This is a genomic window from Rathayibacter festucae DSM 15932, from assembly GCF_004011135.1.
Taxonomy (GTDB): domain Bacteria; phylum Actinomycetota; class Actinomycetes; order Actinomycetales; family Microbacteriaceae; genus Rathayibacter; species Rathayibacter festucae.
Genome location: NZ_CP028137.1, coordinates 1391966 through 1410204, shown reverse-complemented (window position 1 = coordinate 1410204; position 18239 = coordinate 1391966). Strand labels below are relative to the sequence as shown.

Here is an 18239-nt window from a genome sequence, read left to right as displayed (position 1 = left end):
ATTGCGTCCCGTCCGAGAATCCACGCGAGATCACGCTCGTCCTCCGATTCTCGGTGTCTCTCCTGCCCTCTCTCGAGAGTGCCTCGCCGACCGACTAGGACACGAGAGCGGAGAATCACCACACTTGTCGCTCCAGCTGCGGTCCGAGTCGTCATTCGCTGCGCGGTGCCACCGGCGCGCGCGGTGTCCGGGAACGCCGAGAGGGGGCCCGCCCACTCGACGTGGACGGACCCCCTCTCGGTCGTCTCAGCTGCAGCGTGCTGCGGGGTAGGTCGCCGTGACCGGAGTGGCGACCCCGTTCACCGTGGCGGTTCCCTCGAGCGTCCCGGCGGACAGGGAGGCGGCCCGGGTGGTGATCGCCAGCGTGCCCGTCTTCTGTGCACCGATCTGCTGGCTGCGCGCGCCCCAGGGGGTGACCCAGGCGACGTCCGCGGTGCCGGCGCCGGCGTTGCGGGTGGTGATCGTGACGACGGCCCTGCCGGAGATGCAGCGCGTCGTGGCGGTCGCGGTCACGGTGACGGCCGACGCCTGGACGGTGATGGTGGCGCGGACCGTGCGATTCGAGGTGAGCACCTCTTCCGCGGCGCTCATGTCGAGGACCGGTCCCCCGTCGGCGGCCCAGTGGATCCGGCGGAGGTAGGTGTCGCGGTTGCTGCTTCCGTTCGAGCGGGCGTGGAACACCAGGACCTCGTTGCCGTCCTCGTCGACCGTGAAGCTGTTGTGTCCGGGGCCCCACAGGTTCGCGGCCGGGTCGCTCTTCAGGAGCGGAGCGTCGGACTTCGCCCAGACCGTCTGATCGGTGAGATCGGCGCCGGACGGGGCGGTCAGGAGGCCGACGGCGTACGTGCGGTCGGTTCCCGATCCTGAGTAGGTCAGGTAGACCTTCCCGTTGTGGGTGATGGCCGTCGCTCCTTCCGCGACGTTCGTGAGGTTGGTCTCCCAGCCGTAGGAGGCGGTGACGAGCTTGCGCGGCTCGCTGGTGAGGCGCCACGGGTTCGCGGGATCGATGGTGGCGATCCAGAGCTCGGCGTCGCCGACGACACCGCCGGTGACGTAGCGCTGCGACCAGGACACGTAGGTGCGGCCGCCGTCCTGGAAGACCGTCATGTCGAGGCTGATGCCGGGGTGCTGAGCGTCGCGCTGCAGCGCCGTGCCGTCCTGCTTGAGGACGGGGCGAGGCGTCTCCCAGTCGGCGAGACGTGTCGGGTCGCCGCCGGTCTTCAGCTTCTGCACGTAGGACGTCACTCGCTGCCAGTCGATCGCGCCGATGCAGGGCGAGTAGTAGATGTAGAGCTCGCCGGCGAGATCGTGCAGCTCGGGCGCCCAGTAGCAGCCGGCGATTCCGGCCGTGCCCTGCGCGACGACCATGCTGTCGGCGGCGGTGCGGAGGCCGTCGATGGTCGGTGAGCTCCGCAGGAACATGCCGGGCTGGTCGTCGCCGCGGTCGTCCGTGGAGATGAAGAGGTAGCGGTCCTTCCAGCGGAGGATGTCCGGGTCGGCCTCGGCACGCAGGAACGGCGCCGCGTAGTCGCGCTGTCGCACGGTTCCGCTGACCTGGTAGGTCCCCGGCGTGGTCGTGTCCACGGCGGCCAGATCGGCGGCCGACCAGTCGACCGGCAGCTTCTTCGTGGAGCCGTCCGAGTAGCCGAGCGTCGCTGCACCGAGCGCGGGCACCGCCGCCCCCTGCGGGACGGTCGCGGCGTCGACGGCCACGGTGGTGTTCCGGATCCGGCCCAGTCGCTTCTCGAGAGAGGAGGCGGTGTCGGCGGGGACGACCAGCAGGTTGGAGGGCACGGCTCCGGTGATCGAGGTGGAGACGGCGGCATCGGGCAGCGAGATCGCGCCTCGGCGCAGGTCGCCGCGGGTTCCCGCGTCGGCGAGGTCGGTGAAGGACCGCGAGAAGTCCGCTCCCGCCGCGTCCTTCCAGGTCACTCTGTACTGCTTCGCCGCCGAGTCCCAGACGGCGCGCGGCTCGGAGGCCGCGGTCACGCCCAGGTCGACGAAGCCGCGCGGCTCGTAGGAGACGAGGTCCTGGGTGGTGAAGAAGAGCGGCGTTCCGCGGCGCTCGGGGTCGACGTCGCCGTTGGTGAGCGTGCGGGTGGCGAGGACGCCGTAGCCGCCGGTCGCGAGCTGGAAGACGTAGGGGTCGCGGAGCGTCCGGGTCTGCACGACATCGAGCACGCCGGTGGGCTGAGCGTCGGCGAACAGGACACCCGTGTTGTCGTTGAGCGCTTCGGTGCTGGTGCGGGTCGTACCGAGGCCGAGGTGCATGCTGTAGGCGACGTTGCCGCCGTACTCCTGCGATCCCAGCGCCGTGCGCTCGTAGGCGAGGAGGTAGCGGGCCTGGCCCGCCGGGAGGACGCGGACGGAGAAGGTCTTCGTCGTGGTGGCCGTTCCGGAGCGGAGCTCCCCCGTGACGGTCGCGGAGACGGCCGCCGTGCCGCTCGTGCGCACCGCGCCCGCTGCGATGCTCACGCCGGCGGTCGTGGTGCGCCAGGTGAGGGTCGCGCCGGCGGGAGCGGTGGGGAGCAGCTCGCCGTCGGCGAGCGTCGGGCGGAGGACGATGCTCTCGGCGAGAGCGTCGAGGTCGGCCTGGGCGTTCTGCGCGGCGACGGTGAGCGGGACGTCGCGGGTGGTCGAGGCGCCCCCGAGGGTGAGGGTCGCGGTCAGTGTGACGGCGGCGTCGGTGCTGCCGGAGGGCCGGGTGACCGCTCCCGTGCTGCTGATGCGCGCCGGGTCGGAGCTCGTCCACCGGATGCTCGAGCCCTGCGCGCCGGTGGTGGGGAGTGCGAGGTCGGAGCTCACGCGGGAGGGTCCGAGGTCGATGGCCGCCGCGTCGGAGGCGAGGGCCGCGGTGCGGACACCGGCGTCGACGCCGCTCCAGTAGCTGTCCGCCACCTGCTGGGCGGAGAGAGCGCTGGTGCGGATCTGGAAGTCCCGCACGCGGCCCTTGTAGAAGGGGTCGGCGTAGGACGAGCGGCCGATGTAGCCGACGAGATCGGTGCCCAGATCGCTGACCGATCGGTTCGTCACGGTCTCGGCGATGAGGCGGCCGTTGTAGTAGCCGGTCAGCTTCCCGGGCTGCAGGACGGTGGTGTAGAGGCCCCAGGAGGCATCGGTGCCGGGTCCGGTCGGTCCGCTCGCGGGGATGCCCGCTTCGGTCGTCCACGGCGCCTGCGCGTTGCGGCTCGCGGTGATGACCGATTTGAAGTGCCCGCCGGGGTCGCGGGGGTTGAGCAGCCAGTACTGGGACGGCGGGCTCTCGGCTGTCCCGAAGAACACGGCGGCGTAGTTGCCCGCTCCGGTGTCGTTGCGCAGCCAGGTCTGGATGGTGAGGGTGTCGCGACCGTCGATGAGGCCGCGCGGCAGTTCGAGGTAGGCGGCGGCGCTGCCGCTCGCGCCTCCCGGAAGGACGAGCTCGCTCCCCGAGACCTGTGCTCCGGAGCCGCGGAGGATCGCGGTGCGCCCGCCGCCGGAGGCATCGGGGACCGTCGTTCCGGAGAGCTGGGAGAAGTCGTAGCGGACGAGGAGATCGTCGGCGGCGGTCGCCGGGACGGCCGGCAGTGCCACGCCGGCTGCGACGACCACCGAGGCGAGCGCACCGACCAGGGCGGCGCGCCATCGTGTGGTGGGTTTCATGGGAACTCCTTCATGTCGGGGCGAGGCAGCGCTGCCTGCCCTGATCCGGTGCGGATCGAAGTCAGAGGGTGGAGGGTCGCGGAAGTGGGGCCGGCCCGCGGACCGGCCCCACTCCCCGGCGCCCTATCCGCAGCGAGCGGCGGGATAGGCCGCGGTGACGGGCGTGCTCGCGCCTCCTGCGACGGACGTCCCGGTGAGGGTCCCCGCCGTGATGGCGGCGGCCCGGGTCGTGATCGCGAGAGAGGCGGTCTTCTGCGCGCCGATGCTCTGGGTGCGCTCACCCCAGGGCGTCGCCCAGGTGACCACCGCGGCGGCGGTCCCGGCGTTCCTGGTGACGACCGTGACGACGGCCTTCCCCGCGACGCACCGCGACGTGGCGGTGGCGGTCACGGTCGGGGTCGTTCCCCGGACGACGACGGTGGCGGTGACGGTCCGGTTCCCCGGTGCCACCTCCTGGTTCTTCGTCAGCGACAGGTCGAGGGTGCCGTTGGCGCGGACGTTGACGCCCTTGAACCAGGTGTTGCGGTCCGAGTCGAACAGGCCCCCGGCGTTCACCGGGTCCGTCGCCAGGTGCGGGTCCTGGTACGGGCGGGCGTGGTACGCCAGGACGAGGTTGCCCGACTCGTCCTTCGCGAACGAGTTGTGTCCCGTTCCGGCCTGCTGCTTCGTGTAGTAGCTCGTCTCGTCCGCTCCCAGACGACCGGTGAAGGTGTCGTTGGTGTCCAGGACCGGGAACGCGGTCTGCTTCCAGCTCGCGGGGTCCTGCAGGTCCGCCGTCGCGGTCGTGCTCAGGAGCCCGAGGCTGTAGTACTTGTCGACGGTGCCTCCCGAGTAGGTGATCGAGATGGTGTCGCCCTGCTGCACCATGAAGGGCGCCTCGACGACTCCCTGGTCGCGTCCTTCGATGGTGTCGCTGGGAGTGGGGGCGAGCTTGCCGATCTCCCACGGCTGGCTCTCGCCGTACACGCGCGTGAGCTGCCCGTCGACGAGGGGCACTGTCCCCTTCGGGCCGGAGACGGCCTTTCCGATCAGGATCTGGCCGCCGGAGGGCATGATCCAGTAGCCCTGCTGCTTGCCGGCCTCGGTGCGCTCGAAGTAGCTGACGTCGAACGCGGCGCCGTCGAGGACGACGGGCTCGCCCCACTTGGTCTGGTCGAAGAAGCCGCCCGCGGCGATCGACGCGTCGGTGCCGGTGTAGGGGATGAGGACGGTGTTGTCGCAGAAGCCGCCGACGGGGGCGTAGCCCTTGTTCATCCCGGCGACGATCCACCAGGTGCCGTTGATCTTGTGGAACTCCTGCGCCCAGATGAAGCCGCCCCAGCCGTAGAACGTGTTCGGGTACTGGCCCTCCTTGCCGGGGGTGCCCTTGTCCGGGTCGATGACGATCTGCTCCGGAGCGTCCTGCAGCCCCGCGAGCGTCGTGGCCCGCTTGAGGCCGATCTTGCGGTAGCTCGAGCTCTCCTCGATCGGTCCGAGGGAGGACTGGCCGTAGTGCGATCCGGTGAGGTAGTAGTAGCCGTCGTCGGGGTTGAAGAAGACGTGCGGATCGGCGCGGGCGTCGCTGACCATCTCCTCGGGGTCCTGCTGGACGGTCCCGGAGACCTGGTAGCTGCCCGGCTTGGTGGTGTCCACTCCGGAGAGGTCGTCCTGCCAGTCGACGTCGAGGCTCTTCTTCGATCCGTCGTTGTAGGTCAGCGTGGCCTGCTTCGGAAGCGCAGCAGCGACTCCGCCGGCGCCGGCTCCCTGGGCGACCGTGGCGTCGATCCTCTCGACGCCCGTGTTCTGGAGGTCGACGTAGTTCTTGTAGAAGACGTCGAACTCGGCGGTCGTCAGCGCGAGGTCGCTCGCCTGGCTCTGCGCGGCCCAGGACGGGAGTCCTGCGCCCTGGACGCCGAGGACCCGGGTGTCCGCCTTCGAGGTGACGCCGAGAGGAGTGGCCGCGGTGAGATCCGCGAGGACCGTCACCCGGCCCTCACCGGTGAGCAGGTCCGTCCAGAACACCTTGTACGTCTGCGCCGTGGCGTCGAACACGATCCGCGGGTCGGTCACGACCGAGCCGGGAGCGATCCGAACGGCACGCTGCTGCGAGAACGTGCTCCCCTCGGGGGAGGTCCACACGTAGACGGAGTCGGTCGCGTTGTTCTGCGACGACACGGCGCCGAGTCCGCCGTTCGAGAAGCGGAAGAGGCTCGGCGATCCCACCTGCGCGTTCGGCTTCGAGGCCTGGTCACCGTCGTTCGCGACGTACAGGATCGCCTGGGAGCGGTTCAGCGGCTCCCAGCTGCTGCCGCCGGCGGGCAGTGCCGCGGCGAACAGCGCGTCGGCGCGGCGGTCGTCGTTGTAGGCCAGCGGGTCGTCCTTCGTCCCGGCGGTGGTCGTCACCGTCTTGACGTAGGTCGCGATCCGTCCGCCGGGGGCGGCGATGCGGCTGTCCCAGCGGAACGTCTGGCTGCTGCCCTCGACGGTGGCGGTGAGCGTCACGGCGGCGGTCCCGGTGCCGAGGCCCGAGGTGTCGATCGCACCGTTCGACTGCACGCGGCCCGCTCCGGCGCCGGTGGCGCTCCAGGTGACCTGCTTGCCGAGGACGCGGGACGGCAGGTCGCCGAGCACGGTGGCCGGCACGGCCAGTGCGGCGCCCGCGTCGGAGGTGACCGCCGGGTTCTCCGCGCCCAGCTCCGTGCCGGAGAGCGCCCGGTCGTAGATGCGCAGGTTGTCGATCAGGCCGGAGAAGTACTCTCCCCCGCCCCAGTTCGCCTTGCCCACCTGGAGGACTCCGCCGGACGAGCCGAGGATCCGGCTCAGCGGGATCCCGGAGCCGTTGACGGCGACCGGCTTCCTGTCGACGAAGAGACGCGTCGTCGTCTCCGTGACGACCAGATCGACGTGCTTCCACTCGGCGTTCGTCGCCGTCGTGGCCAGGTTGCCGGCCGTGTTCCGGCCGTTCGTGTTGTCGTACCGCTCGACCGTGATCCCCGAGGTCCGGTCGAGGACGCCGAGGTAGTGCTCCTGGGCGTACTCCTGACGCGTCGCCGAGCGGGCGGCGAAGACCGCCCAGCCGGTGTTCGCCGAGGCGTCGGGCTTGCTGTCGTACGAGATCGTCACGTTCTGCCGGCCCGCCAGCAGCGCCGTGCCGTCCGTGGCGGTGAGGTCGAGCCACGAGGCCGACGAGAGCCGCGCGGCTGTGCCCTGGCCGGTGTTCCCGGGGACCAGGTTCGCCGCTCCCTGCACGGACGCACGGGTGCTGCGATCGACGAACGCGCCGTTGCTCGGGGCGGCATCGAAGGTGAAGTCCGCGAGCAGGCTCTGCTCGGGAGACGGGACCGCATCGGCTGCCGCAGCGGCGGTCACCGGGACCGCGCAGGACGCGAGCAGCGCGACCGACGCCGCCGCGGCGGTGACGAGTGCGCGCATCGCCTTCGGATCGGGTCGTCTCGAATCCGGTCGTCTCGAATCCGGTCTTCTCGCATCCGGACTCTTCAGGTGGGGGGACGTCGACATTGACGGTTCCTCTCCGGATTCGCCTCTGAATCCGATGTGGGGAAGGCGGAAAGCGCGAGTTGCGCAACACCTGTCGAGCTACTGGGAGGACGGGGAATCCTCGTCGACACGCTGAACCTAATGCAGATTGTTCACGGTAACAAGACGACCGACTCCGCAGGATCGCGCTCCTCCTGCGCAGGATCACGACACCGCGGCGGCCGCGTCCGACCGAGAGTGGAGCCGACCCGTTCTCCTCCACGAAAGGACCACCATGTCGAGAGTCGTGATCGTCTCAGGCGCCTCGAGCGGCTTCGGGGCGATGACCGTCCGCGAGCTCGCCCTCGCCGGCCACCGCGTCTACGCGGGCATGCGGGCGATGGACGGCCGCAACGCCCCCGCCGCCGAGGACGCCCGCGCCTTCGCCCGCGAGCAGGGCGTCGACCTCCGCCCGGTCGAGCTCGACGTCTCCGACCAGGCGTCGGTCGACGCCGCCGTCGCCCGGATCGCCGAGGAGAGCGAGCGGATCGACGTGGTCGTGCACAACGCCGGCCACATGGTCCTCGGGCCGACCGAGGCGTTCACCGTCGAGCAGCTCGCCGAGGTCTACGACGTCAACGTGCTCTCGACCCAGCGGCTCAACCACGCGGTGCTGCCGATCCTCCGCTCGCAGGAGGACGGCCTGCTCGTCTGGGTCGGCTCGTCCAGCTCCCGCGGCGGCACGCCCCCGTACCTCGGGCCGTACTTCGCGGCGAAGGCGGCGGAGGACGCGCTGGCCGTCGGCTACGCGGTCGAGGTCGCGCGCTTCGGGATCGACACGGTCATCGTCGTCCCCGGCTCGTACACGACGGGCACCAACCACTTCGCGCACGCCGGCCGGGCCGCGCGCGCGGAGATCGCCGCCGCCTACGAGGACCGCTACCCGGGCCTGATGGACGACGTCTCGGCGCGCCTCGCCGAGCTCGCACCGGCCGACGCGGACCCGCGCGAGATCGCCGTCGAGATCACCCGCGTCGTCGGGCTGCCCCGCGGTGAGCGCCCCTTCCGCGTCGTCATCGACCCCGCCGACGACGGCGCCACCCGCGTCTTCGCGCTCGGCGACGCGGTCCGCCGCGAGTTCTACGAACGGATCCGGATGCAGGACCTGCTGGACCCCGCCGACACCGGCGCCGACACCGCCGACGATTCCGCCGCGCATGCCACCACCGCCGACCAGGGAGAGACCCGATGACCGCACAGGACCAGCCCCGCACCGTCCTCGTGACCGGCGGCTCCGGCGGGATCGGCCGCGCCGTCGTCGAGCGGCTCGCCCGCGACGGGCTCTCGGTGGCCGTGCACTGCTCCGGCAACCGCGAGCGGGCGGAGGACGTCGCCGCGGCGGCCCGCGCTCACGGCGTCGAGGCCGTGGTCGTCGTCGGAGACGTCGCCGACGAGGCCGCGATGGCCGCGGCCTTCACCGAGGCCGAGGGCGCGCTCGGCGGCCTGGATGTCGTGGTGAACACTGCCGGGATCATGATCCTCGGCCCTGTGGCGACCTTCGATCTCGCGGACCTCGACCGGATGCACCGCACCAACATCCGCGGCCCGTTCGTGATCGCGCAGCTCGCCGCGACCCGCCTGCGGCCGGGCGGCGCACTGATCAACTTCTCCACCAGTGTCACTCGCACCTCGTTCCCCACCTACGGCCCGTACGTCGCGTCAAAGGCCGCGGTCGAGGCGCTCACGCTCGTCCTCGCCCGTGAGCTGCGCGGCAAGGACATCACCGTCAACGCCGTCGCGCCCGGCCCGACCGCCACGCCCCTCTTCCTCGACGGCAAGTCGGAGGAGGAGGTCGCCCGCCTCGCCGGCGCGGTGCCGCTCGAGCGGCTCGGGCAGCCCGAGGACGTCGCCGAGACCGTCGCCTTCCTCGCCGGCCCCGGCCGCTGGATCAACGGCCAGGTCCTCTTCGTGAACGGCGGCCTCGCCTAGCTCGAGCAGGGACGCCGGGTCTCGACACGCCGCTGCGCGGCTCCTCGACCAGCACGAGGTCGGCCCGCCCCTTCATGCTGCTCGACCAGCATCCGCAGTGCGCCCCCTCATGCTGATCGAGTAGCGCCCGCAGAGCGCGTATCGAGATCCACCGCACCCCCACGCGCCGCCGGCTCCGCGCCGTCGTACCGCGCCCGCGCCGCCTGCACCGCCGGCAGCTGCCGGTCGGTCCAGCGCAGCAGCGCGTCGACCAGCTCGTTGAGCGTGTCCCCGATCGGCGAGATGCGGTACTCGACCGCGATCGGCCGGCTCTCGAGGACGACGCGGGTGATCATCCCGTTGCGCTCGAGCCGGCGCAGTGTCGCGGTCAGCGACTTCTGCCCCACCGCCGGGACGGCCCGCCGCAGCTCGTTGAAGCGCAGCGGCCGCTCGCAGAGCTGATCGAGCACCTGCAGCGACCACTTGTCGAGCAGCTCGTCCAGCAGCTCGCGGTGCGGAGCGTCGACCTGCAGCAGCTCGGTCACGGTGGGGGCGGCGGTCGGGGCGGCGGGCTCGGTGTCGTCCATGCCACCTAGTCTCGTTGAAGTGCCCTTCGTGCACCAGGTAGACAGAGGGAACCGCATCTCCGAGAGAAGGACACCATGACCGTCAGCACCAGCTCCCCCGAGGGGATGCTCCAGCCCGTGAACTACGACCACGTCGCGGTCGCCACCGGCAGCCGTCATGTGCACGTCGCCGGTCAGATCGCGCGCGACGGCGCAGGGAACCGCCTCGCCCCCGACGACCTCGCGGGCCAGGTCGCTCAGGTCCTCCGCAACACCGCCCGGGGGCTCGCCGGAGCCGGCGCCAGCTTCGACGACGTCGTCCGGCTCCGCTTCTTCCTCACCCGCTCCACCCCGGAGATGTTCGCCGAGTGGGTCGCGGGGATCGAGCAGGTGCGGGAGGAGCTCGGCCTGCCGGACCCGCTGCCGCCGCTCTCCGCCATCGGCGTCGACTTCCTCTTCGAGCCCGACGTGCTGGTCGAGCTCGAGGCCTACGCCGTCCTCGACTGAACCGCGGCGCGCTCGGGAGGATCTCCGCCGCATCCCGATCAGGGTCATCCCCGATGCCGCGCCGCCCACGACCTCCGAGAATCGACTCATGCCTCCAGCCCCGTCCCGCCCGCGCCTCGTGCGCGCCCTCCTCGTCGCCCTGGTCGGCGGCCTGCTCCTGGGCGGGCTCACCAGCCTCCTGCAGGGCTCCCTGCCCGGGCCGGTGAACTCCTTCGCCAACTCCTCGGGCGGCTGGTCGATGCTGGTCTTCGCGCTGGTGCGGCTCGGCGGCGCGCGGCCCGTGGCGGCGGCGGCGCTCGGCCTCCTGACCTTCTGGGCCCTGCTCGAGGGCTACGACCTGGTGACCGCCGCGCGCGGCTTCGGCTACTCCCCGCCCTTCACCGACGTGTTCTGGCTGATGGCCGTGCCGGCCGGGCCGATCCTCGGCGCCGCCGCCGCACTGACGCTGCACGGCACGACGCCCTGGCGCGTGCTCGCGGTCGCCCCGCTGTCCGGCGTCCTGATCGGCGAGGGCGCCTGGGCCCTGCAGAACGTCGCCGACACCACCAGCCCGGTCTACTGGTGGCTCGAGATCGTCCTCGGCGCGGCGTTCCTCGCTCTCGCGGTGGTCCGGAGGCGACCGCGGTGGCCGATCGCCCTCGCGGCCCTCGCGGTCACGGCGGCGGCCGCGCTCGCCTTCGTCGTCGTCTACTCGGTCCTGTGAGCCGCCGCCGTCCCGGATCGCCCGCACGATCCCTCCCCGTCCTCGCCGCCGGCCTCGCACTCGTGCTCTCCGGCTGCTCGTCACCGAGCGCGCCCGCCGCCTCGCGTCCGCCGACGCCGCTCCCGTCGATCTCCGCCGCATCGTCTCCGGAGCCCGCCCCCGTCGACGTCTCCGCCGAGCTCGCCGCCCTCGAGGCCGAGTTCGACGCGCGGATCGGCGTCAGCGCCGTCGACACCGGCAGCGGCCGGCAGGTCCTGTACCGGCAGGACGAGCGCTTCGGCTACGCGTCGAGCATCAAGGCCCTGGCCGCCGCGGAGTTCCTGCGCAGCGTCCCCGCGGACGAGCGCGACGAGATCGTCACCTGGACCGCGGCGGACGTCGAGGCCGCCGGCTACTCCCCCGTCACGTCCGAGAGCATCGACGGCGGGCTGTCGCTGGCGCAGCTGGCCGAGGCCGCGGTCCGCCGCAGCGACAACACGGCGCTGAATCTGGTGCTCGACCGCCTCGGCGGACCGGCCGCCCTCGACCGGGCCCTCGAGCAGCTCGGCGACACGACGACCGACGTGGTCGACGAGGAGCCCGCCCTCAACTCGATCGCCCTGGGCAGCACCGCGAACACCACGACTCCGGCGGCGTTCACCGCCGATCTCGCCGCCGTCGCACTCGGCGAGGCCCTTCCGAGCGCGGATCGCGCGCTGCTCCTGGACTGGATGAGCGGCAACGCGACCGGCGACGCGCTGATCCGCGCGGGCGCTCCCCAGGGCTGGACGGTCGCGGACAAGTCGGGCGGAGCGGGCGGCCTCCGCAACGACGTCGCCGTCGTCACGCCTCCCGGACGCGACCCGATCGTGCTGTCCGTCCTGACCTCCAGCAACGACCCGGAGGCGGACTACGACGACGCCCTCGTCGCGCGGGCGGCGGCGGTCGTGCTGGGAGCTCTGCAGTAGCCGGACGAAGGTGAGCGGCTGTCTGCCGCTCCGACCCCCCTCGGGGTGGTGTGTCGCTCGTCGGGGAGTCCCTATCCTGACGAAGCTGGGAGGCTCCCTGAATCCTTCCACAGGCTCGGCACCCGCTCCGGAGGTTCGCCCCCGGAGGTCCGCGAGCACGCGGTTCGCCCTCCCTCGGGAGGGTCGAGAAGCGCCTACCCGACAACCCGATGCACGGCCGCTCCGGCGTCCGCGCCGCGGCGGCGTCACCGCGGCAGTGCCGCACTCCATCAGCCCGGACCGCAGCGACGCGTCCTTCGGCACCGCTCCCCGGCGCGGCACCGATCCGCCGCCCGCTTCGAGGCTCCCTCGTCGACGCGCTCCGGGCGACCTCCGCACCGCACCAGTCCCCTCCCCGCACAGCACGAGTCGATCGGACGACACCACATGCCCCCGACCACCCGCTCCAGAACCGCCCTCCCCCTCCTCCGCCGCCCCAAGGACGCCCTGCGCGTCCTGGCGATCGCCGCCGCCGTGGCGATCGGCGTCACCGGAGTGTCGATCCCGGCCGCGTCGGCCGCGGAGGGCAGCGCCTCCCACGGGCCGGACGGCACGCACTACCCCTCCGACACCCCCGACATCCGCTCCGGTGTCGCGGACTACACCGTCGTCGACGCCGCCGCGTCCGGCTCGGCGATCCGCAAGGCCCTCGACTCGCTCACCCGCACCCAGATCGCGGAGGGAGCCGTCGTCCGGGTCGCCCCCGGTCACATCTCCGACCTGTCCGCGCTCAACGGCTACCGCAACGCCGGCAGCGAGAAGGTCCTGGTCACCGCCCGCGACGGCTTCCAGTCGGTCACCGGCGGCAACTGGGCGCTGCGCTCGGTCACCGGCATCACGCTGATGCGCTTCGACATCGACTCGCTCGATGTGAAGGGCGCCACGAACGCCTCGTTCGCCTGGCTGCGGATCAACAAGAACTGGCTCGGACTCGCCGCGTCGGCGGGCGTGCCGGTGCGCGACGTCGAGCTGATCGAGGTCGTGGTGCCGGACTCGACGGTCAAGAGCGCCGACTCGGCGCAGATCAAGGCGTTCTCGCCCGACGTGATGGGCGACGTCCTGGTCGAGGGCAGCTACCTGGCGCCGTCCTACTACGTCGACGCCGTCTACGGCGGGTCGAACCCGGCGCGACCGCACACGGACACCCTCCAGATCGAGGGCAGCGGCGTCACCGGCCAGATCACCCTCCGCGACACGGTCGTGTTCACCTCCAACAACAGCGCCGTCATCGTCGGCGGCGTCCGGAACGTGGCGTTCGAGGACTCGTTCATCGTCGGCGGCCCGCTCGCGATGAAGCGCTACCCCTTCCTGCGCGGCGGTGCCGGCTACGCCGGTGCGATCAACGGCGCGGGCAGCGTCAGCGCGATCCAGGGCACCGGAGGCGGCAACATCGACGCCTCCGACTCGATGCTCGCCGGCTCGCTCCAGCCGAAGTGGGACACCGTTACGAACACCGTCACGAACATCGCGGGCAAGACCGCGACCCGCGGCGGCTTCACGCTCGACAGCACGCTGAGCTCGATGAGCGTCGACGAGCTCGACTCGAGGACGCCCCGCCCGACCACGTCCCGCCTGGTCGGCATCTGGGACGACGTCGACACCTCGACGCCCACGCCGACGCCCACTCCGACCGTGACGCCGACGGCGACTCCCACGGCGACGCCGGAGCCGACCGCGACGCCGACGTCGACCCCGACCGCGACCCCCACCGCGACGCCCGAGCCGACCGCGACTCCGGAGCCGACGTCGACCCCGACGCCGACCAAGACCCCGGAACTCCCCGCGGAGACGCCCGACGGTGAGGACGGCGGAAGCGGACCCGTCGCCGACACCACCGCACCGAAGGTCGCGATCACCTCGCCGTCGGCCGGCGCCGTGATCAGCGGCTCGACCACCGCCACCGTCACCGCGACCGACGACACCGCCGTCACCGGCGTGGCGTTCTACCTCGGCAACCTCAAGGTCGGCGACGGCACGAAGACCGGCGGCAGCACCTGGTCGCTGACCACCAGCACCGCCGGAATGCGCGGCACCTTCCCGCTCACCGCCCGGGCGACGGACGCGGCGGGCAACGTCGCCGCGAGCGCTCCCGTGACGGTGACGCTGCGCTAGCTCCCCCGCTCAGCCCTGAAGGGCCGGCCCCTCGGCGACGAGGCTCCGGCCCCTCGCCGTCCCCACCGATCGCGCCGGGCCCACAGCGGCCCGCCGCATGCTGGTCGAGCAGCCGCGCAGCGGCCTCCCGCATGCTGGTCGAGCAGCCGCGCAGCGGCCTCCCGCATGCTGGTCGAGCAGCCGCGCAGCGCCCCCCTCATGCTGGTCGAGTAGCCGCGCAGCGGCGTATCGAGACCCGCCGTCCCCACACCCCCGCCGGCCGCGGCATAGTAGAGCCCGAATCAGCGTCAGCGCCAGTGCCCCACTGACGGGGCACGTCCCGTACATTGGCCGTGGAAGCACGCCACCCCTCCCCTTTTCCTGCCGCGCTGCCTCCACCTCCCCCGTCGACTCCGACGCACCGCCGTCCCCGACCCTCCTCCGCGCACCACCCGCCCTGCTCTCCCCGCACCGACCGCCCGGACCGCACCGCCGCGGGACTCCGAGGCCCCTTCAGGAGCCCCGGACCGTTCAGCGCCTCGAGGCTCCGGCCGCGCCGTGCTCCGGGCACCCCTTCCCCCGCTGCCCGACCCGATCGGAAGACACCCCATGGCACGAGCCACTCCCCCCAGGTCGTCCCCCTCCCGTCCCCTCCGCCCCGCCGCGCGCCACGCGCGCCCGCGAGCGAGGCTCGCCCTCGTCCGCATCCTCGCGATCACCGCCGCCGTCGGGATCGCCGTCGGCGCGATGGTGCTCCAGGAGGCACCGGCCGCCTCCGCCGCCGTCTCCGCCACGACCTCCGGGCCCGACGGCACGCACTACCCCTCGGACACCCCCGACATCCGCTCCGGGCTCCCCCGCGGCACCACCGTCGTGGACGTCGCGGCGTCGGGCCCGGCGATCCGCACGGCGCTCGACCGGCTCACCGCGAACCAGATCGCGAACGGCGCCGTCGTCCGCGTCGCCCCCGGCCGCGTCGCCGACCTCTCGGCCCTCAACGGATACACCAACAGCGGGGCATCCAAGGTCCTGATCACCGCGCGCGACGGCTTCCGCTCGGTGACCGGCGGCGACTGGTCGCTGCGCGGAGTCACGGGCATCACGCTGATGCGCTTCGACATCGACTCGCTCGACGTCAAGGGCGCGAAGCACGCCTCCTTCGCCTGGCTCCGCATCGCCGACAACTGGGTCGGCCTCGCCGCGTCGGCCGGCCTGCCCGTCCGGGACGTCGAGCTGATCGAGGTCGTCGAGCCCGACTCGACGGTCAAGAACGCCGACTCGGCGCAGATCAAGGCCTACGCGCCCGACCAGCTGAGCGACGTCCTGGTCGAGGGCGGCTACTTCGCGCCCTCCTACTACGTCGACGCGAGGTACGGCGGCAACCGCGAGCCGCGCCCGCACACCGACACCCTGCAGATCGAGGGCTCCGGGATCACCGGCCAGGTCACGCTCCGCGACACCGTCGTGTTCGCCTCCAACAACAGCGCCGTGATCATCGGCGGCGTCCGGAACGTCGCGTTCGACGAGGCCTTCATCGTCGGCGGAAGCACCGCGGCGCAGCGCTACCCGTTCCTCAAGGGCGGCGCCGGTTCCGCCGGAGCGCAGAACGGCCCCGGCAGCCTGAGCGCGATCCAGGGCTCGGGCGGCGGCAACGTCGACGCGACCGGCTCGACCTTCATCGGCTCGCTGCAGCCCAGCTGGGACTCGGTCTCGAACACGCGGACGAACCTGCCGGGCAAGACGGCGCGATCGGGCGGCTTCACGGTCGACCAGAGCCTCGGCTCGCTGACCGCCGCCGACCTCGACGCGCGCAGCCCCCGGCCGACCACGGCCTACCTCACCGGCATCTGGGACGACGTCGACCTCCGCGGCAGCGGCAGCACCCCGGCGGCGACCGCGTCTCCGAGCGCCGCGCCGACGTCGACGCCCACGACAGCCCCGGCGACCCCCGCTCCGGCACCGACGGCGACGCCGTCCGCGCCCGAGGAGCCCGAGTCGCCCGCGGAGCCCGAGGCCCCCGTGGAGGACAGCACCGCCCCCGAGGTCGAGATCACCGCGCCGGAGCCCGGTGACGTGCTCGGCGGCCCGGCGACCGCCACGGTCACGGCGACCGACGACGTCGCCGTGACCGGAGTCGTGTTCCTCGTCGAGGGCGTCGAGATCGGCGACGGCGTCCGGACCGACGAGGACAGCTGGTCGCTGGCCTCCGACACCGCGGGGGTGCAGGGCACGTTCGCGCTCACCGCCCGGGCGACGGACGCGGCGGGCAACACGACCGAGAGCGCCCCGGTCTCCGTGACGCTGCAGTAGCGTCCGCAGACCGACGAAGGGCCGCCGTGCTGAGCGCACGGCGGCCCTTCGTCCTGCGCCCGCGCGACGCGACGGCCCGCGCCAGTCGCGCCGGCGACACTGCGTGGCTGAGAAAAGGGTGTGACACTTCCTCAGGTCACCCGCTTGCTCCGCCGAGCCCCCTACAGGAGTCGCAGATGCACACACGCCCACCGCAATCCCACGGACAGCGCCGACCGAGCAGCAGGCCGCTCGACGTCGCGGCGTCCCTCGTCCTCACCGTCGGTCTGCTCGGAGCAGCCGCCCCCGTCGCCCAGGCGGAGACGATGCCGACCACCGCGGCAGCCGCGACGCCGGCCGCCGACAGCGCCGGGTCACCGGCCGCCACCCCGTCTCCAGCCCCGCTGGTGAACGGCGGGCTGAAGACGTCGATCACGGCGACCTTCGGCGGTTCCCCCGACAAGATCCTGAACGTCAACTCGAGGGTCTACTACGAGCTCACCGCCACGAACATCACCGACGCACCGCTCCACGTGGAACTCGTCGAGTTCCCCGGCCTCGACAACAACGTTCTTCTCGGCCCGGGCCAGTCGAAGGTCTTCTCCGCGAGCACGCCCCTCGGCGGTGAAGCGCTGCACAACGGCAGGTGGTCGGCTCCGATCAAGCTCGACACGTGGACCACGTCGCCCTCCGAGAGGACGACGGTGACGGTCGTCTCCGACATCCCCCTTCCGAGCGCGCAGGTGGAGAAGCGCGTCCCCTGGTTCTGGGAGCCGTCCGCGCTGCCGACCCCGACGCCCACGCCGGCGCCGACCACCAGCACGCCGGAGCCGGCCCCCCTCCCGGTGCCGACCGTCGCCACCCAGGAGGTGACGGTGACCGTCACGGGGAAGTTCCTCACGGAGCCGGGTGAGCTCGTGAAGGAGGGTACTCGCGTCGAGTTCTCGCAGGACGTGAAGAACACGGGACCGGTCGACATCACGAACGTCCTCGGGCGCGAGAAGCTCGCGGTCGGCGAGTCGTTCGACCTGACCACGACCGAGGCCGTCGTCACCGCGCAGAACCTCACGGACGGGTTCGTGACGCCGGAGTCGGAGTCCTCGAACGAGATCCTTCCGGGCGGCACCCGGGTCATCGTGTCGGCGCCGAAGCTGCCCATCCCCGCCAAGGCTCCGGTGTCCACGGAGAAGCCGGATCTCGAGGTGAAGGTCTCCGGCACGTTCCAGGTGAAGGAGGGCGAGCCCGTCGTCGCCGGCACGAAGGTGGAGTGGGTCGCCGCGCTCACGAACACCGGGGACACCGCTCTCCGCGACGTCCAGGTCGCCGACAGCGAGAAGCTCGCCGAGCTGCCCGTCGGCAAGACCGGCGTGGTCTCCTTCGAGAGCACCGTCAGCGAGCGCGACGTGCTCGATCACTCGGTCTCCGTCGCCGCCGCGGCCACGGCGATCACGCGGGACGGCTACGACTACTCGAAGCAGATCCTCGGCACCCTCGCCATCCCCGCGACGACTCCTGACCCGGCCGGTCCGGACGCCACCGCGCCGGCGGGACCCGCGTCCCCCGCCGCAGCCGGAGCCGACGTCCAGCCCGCCGCGACGCCCTCCAGCGCCACGGCAGCCCGGTCGGCCACCGAGGTCGCCACCTCCTCGAGCCGCGGTGAGGTCGCCACCTCGGTCGCCGCGGGGTCGACCCGGTCGACGGCCGGTCACCTCGCCTCCACCGGTTCCGACGCCGCCGCCGTGCTGCCCGCAGCGGGGGTCCTCGCCCTGCTCGGCGCCGTCGGCGTCTTCCTGGGCCGCCGCCGCAGGAGCCGCACCGTCACCGAGTGACGATCGCGCCGAGACGGCGGGTCGACACCCCCCTCCGCCGGCTCGGCTCCCGCGCTCCGGGAAGGGCCGCCGTGCATCCTGCACGACGGCCCTTCTGCGCGCCCAGCGACCCGACGTGCCGCGCCAGTCGAGGCGGAGAACGGACGCGACCACGAGAGCGGTGTGAGACTTTCTCGCGTCCACGTTGCTCCGCCGAGCCCCGACA

At 72.4% G+C, this 18239-nt stretch carries 11 protein-coding genes; 8 read left to right on the top strand and 3 right to left on the bottom strand.

Features of this window, described 5'->3' with window-relative positions; translation table 11 throughout:
* Positions 1-246: 246 nt before the first annotated feature.
* Both C1I64_RS06570 and C1I64_RS06565 read right to left on the bottom strand, forming a co-directional pair.
* On the bottom strand, positions 247-3639 hold the full coding sequence (locus C1I64_RS06570; protein ID WP_127886641.1) for a family 43 glycosylhydrolase: 3393 nt from the start codon (positions 3637-3639) through the stop codon (positions 247-249).
* A 123-nt stretch (positions 3640-3762) separates the two neighbouring features.
* Positions 3763-7050 carry a family 43 glycosylhydrolase gene (locus tag C1I64_RS06565; RefSeq protein ID WP_164874462.1) on the bottom strand — a complete coding sequence of 1096 codons (3288 nt, stop codon included), beginning with the start codon at positions 7048-7050 and terminating at the stop codon, positions 3763-3765.
* 340 nt (positions 7051-7390) lie between these two features.
* On the opposite strand from C1I64_RS06565, the gene C1I64_RS06560 reads away from it, so the two are divergent.
* Both C1I64_RS06560 and C1I64_RS06555 read left to right on the top strand, forming a co-directional pair.
* A complete protein-coding gene (locus C1I64_RS06560) occupies positions 7391-8347 on the top strand; it encodes an SDR family NAD(P)-dependent oxidoreductase (RefSeq protein WP_127886639.1) in 957 nt (318 codons plus the stop codon).
* Positions 8344-9084 (top strand): SDR family oxidoreductase, encoded by a 741-nt coding sequence (locus C1I64_RS06555; RefSeq protein ID WP_127886638.1) that lies wholly within the window; start codon positions 8344-8346, stop codon positions 9082-9084. The genes C1I64_RS06560 and C1I64_RS06555 overlap by 4 nt, the downstream gene beginning before the upstream one ends.
* A gap of 107 nt (positions 9085-9191) precedes the next feature.
* On the opposite strand, the gene C1I64_RS06550 is transcribed toward C1I64_RS06555, so the two are convergent.
* Positions 9192-9650, bottom strand: coding sequence for a winged helix-turn-helix transcriptional regulator (locus C1I64_RS06550; RefSeq protein ID WP_127886637.1), 459 nt, complete (start codon positions 9648-9650; stop codon positions 9192-9194).
* 75 nt (positions 9651-9725) lie between these two features.
* Here C1I64_RS06550 and C1I64_RS06545 point away from each other — a divergent pair, with 75 nt between their 5' ends.
* The 6 genes from C1I64_RS06545 (at position 9726) to C1I64_RS06520 (ending at position 18034) form a co-directional block, all read left to right on the top strand.
* Positions 9726-10136, top strand: a complete 411-nt coding sequence (locus C1I64_RS06545; protein ID WP_127886636.1) for a Rid family hydrolase — start codon at positions 9726-9728, stop codon at positions 10134-10136.
* A gap of 88 nt (positions 10137-10224) precedes the next feature.
* Positions 10225-10839, top strand: a complete 615-nt coding sequence (locus C1I64_RS06540) for a DUF6518 family protein (protein ID WP_127886635.1) — start codon at positions 10225-10227, stop codon at positions 10837-10839.
* The gene (gene bla / locus C1I64_RS06535; protein WP_127886634.1) at positions 10836-11786 is read left to right on the top strand and encodes a class A beta-lactamase; all 951 of its coding nucleotides are present in this window, start codon (positions 10836-10838) and stop codon (positions 11784-11786) included. The genes C1I64_RS06540 and bla overlap by 4 nt, the downstream gene beginning before the upstream one ends.
* 426 nt (positions 11787-12212) lie before the next feature.
* Positions 12213-13937 (top strand): Ig-like domain-containing protein, encoded by a 1725-nt coding sequence (locus C1I64_RS06530; RefSeq protein WP_127886633.1) that lies wholly within the window; start codon positions 12213-12215, stop codon positions 13935-13937.
* Positions 13938-14525: 588 nt separating this feature from the next.
* Positions 14526-16226, top strand: coding sequence for an Ig-like domain-containing protein (locus C1I64_RS06525; protein WP_127886632.1), 1701 nt, complete (start codon positions 14526-14528; stop codon positions 16224-16226).
* 176 nt (positions 16227-16402) lie between these two features.
* Positions 16403-18034, top strand: a complete 1632-nt coding sequence (locus C1I64_RS06520) for an LPXTG cell wall anchor domain-containing protein (protein ID WP_127886631.1) — start codon at positions 16403-16405, stop codon at positions 18032-18034.
* Positions 18035-18239 lie beyond the last annotated feature (205 nt).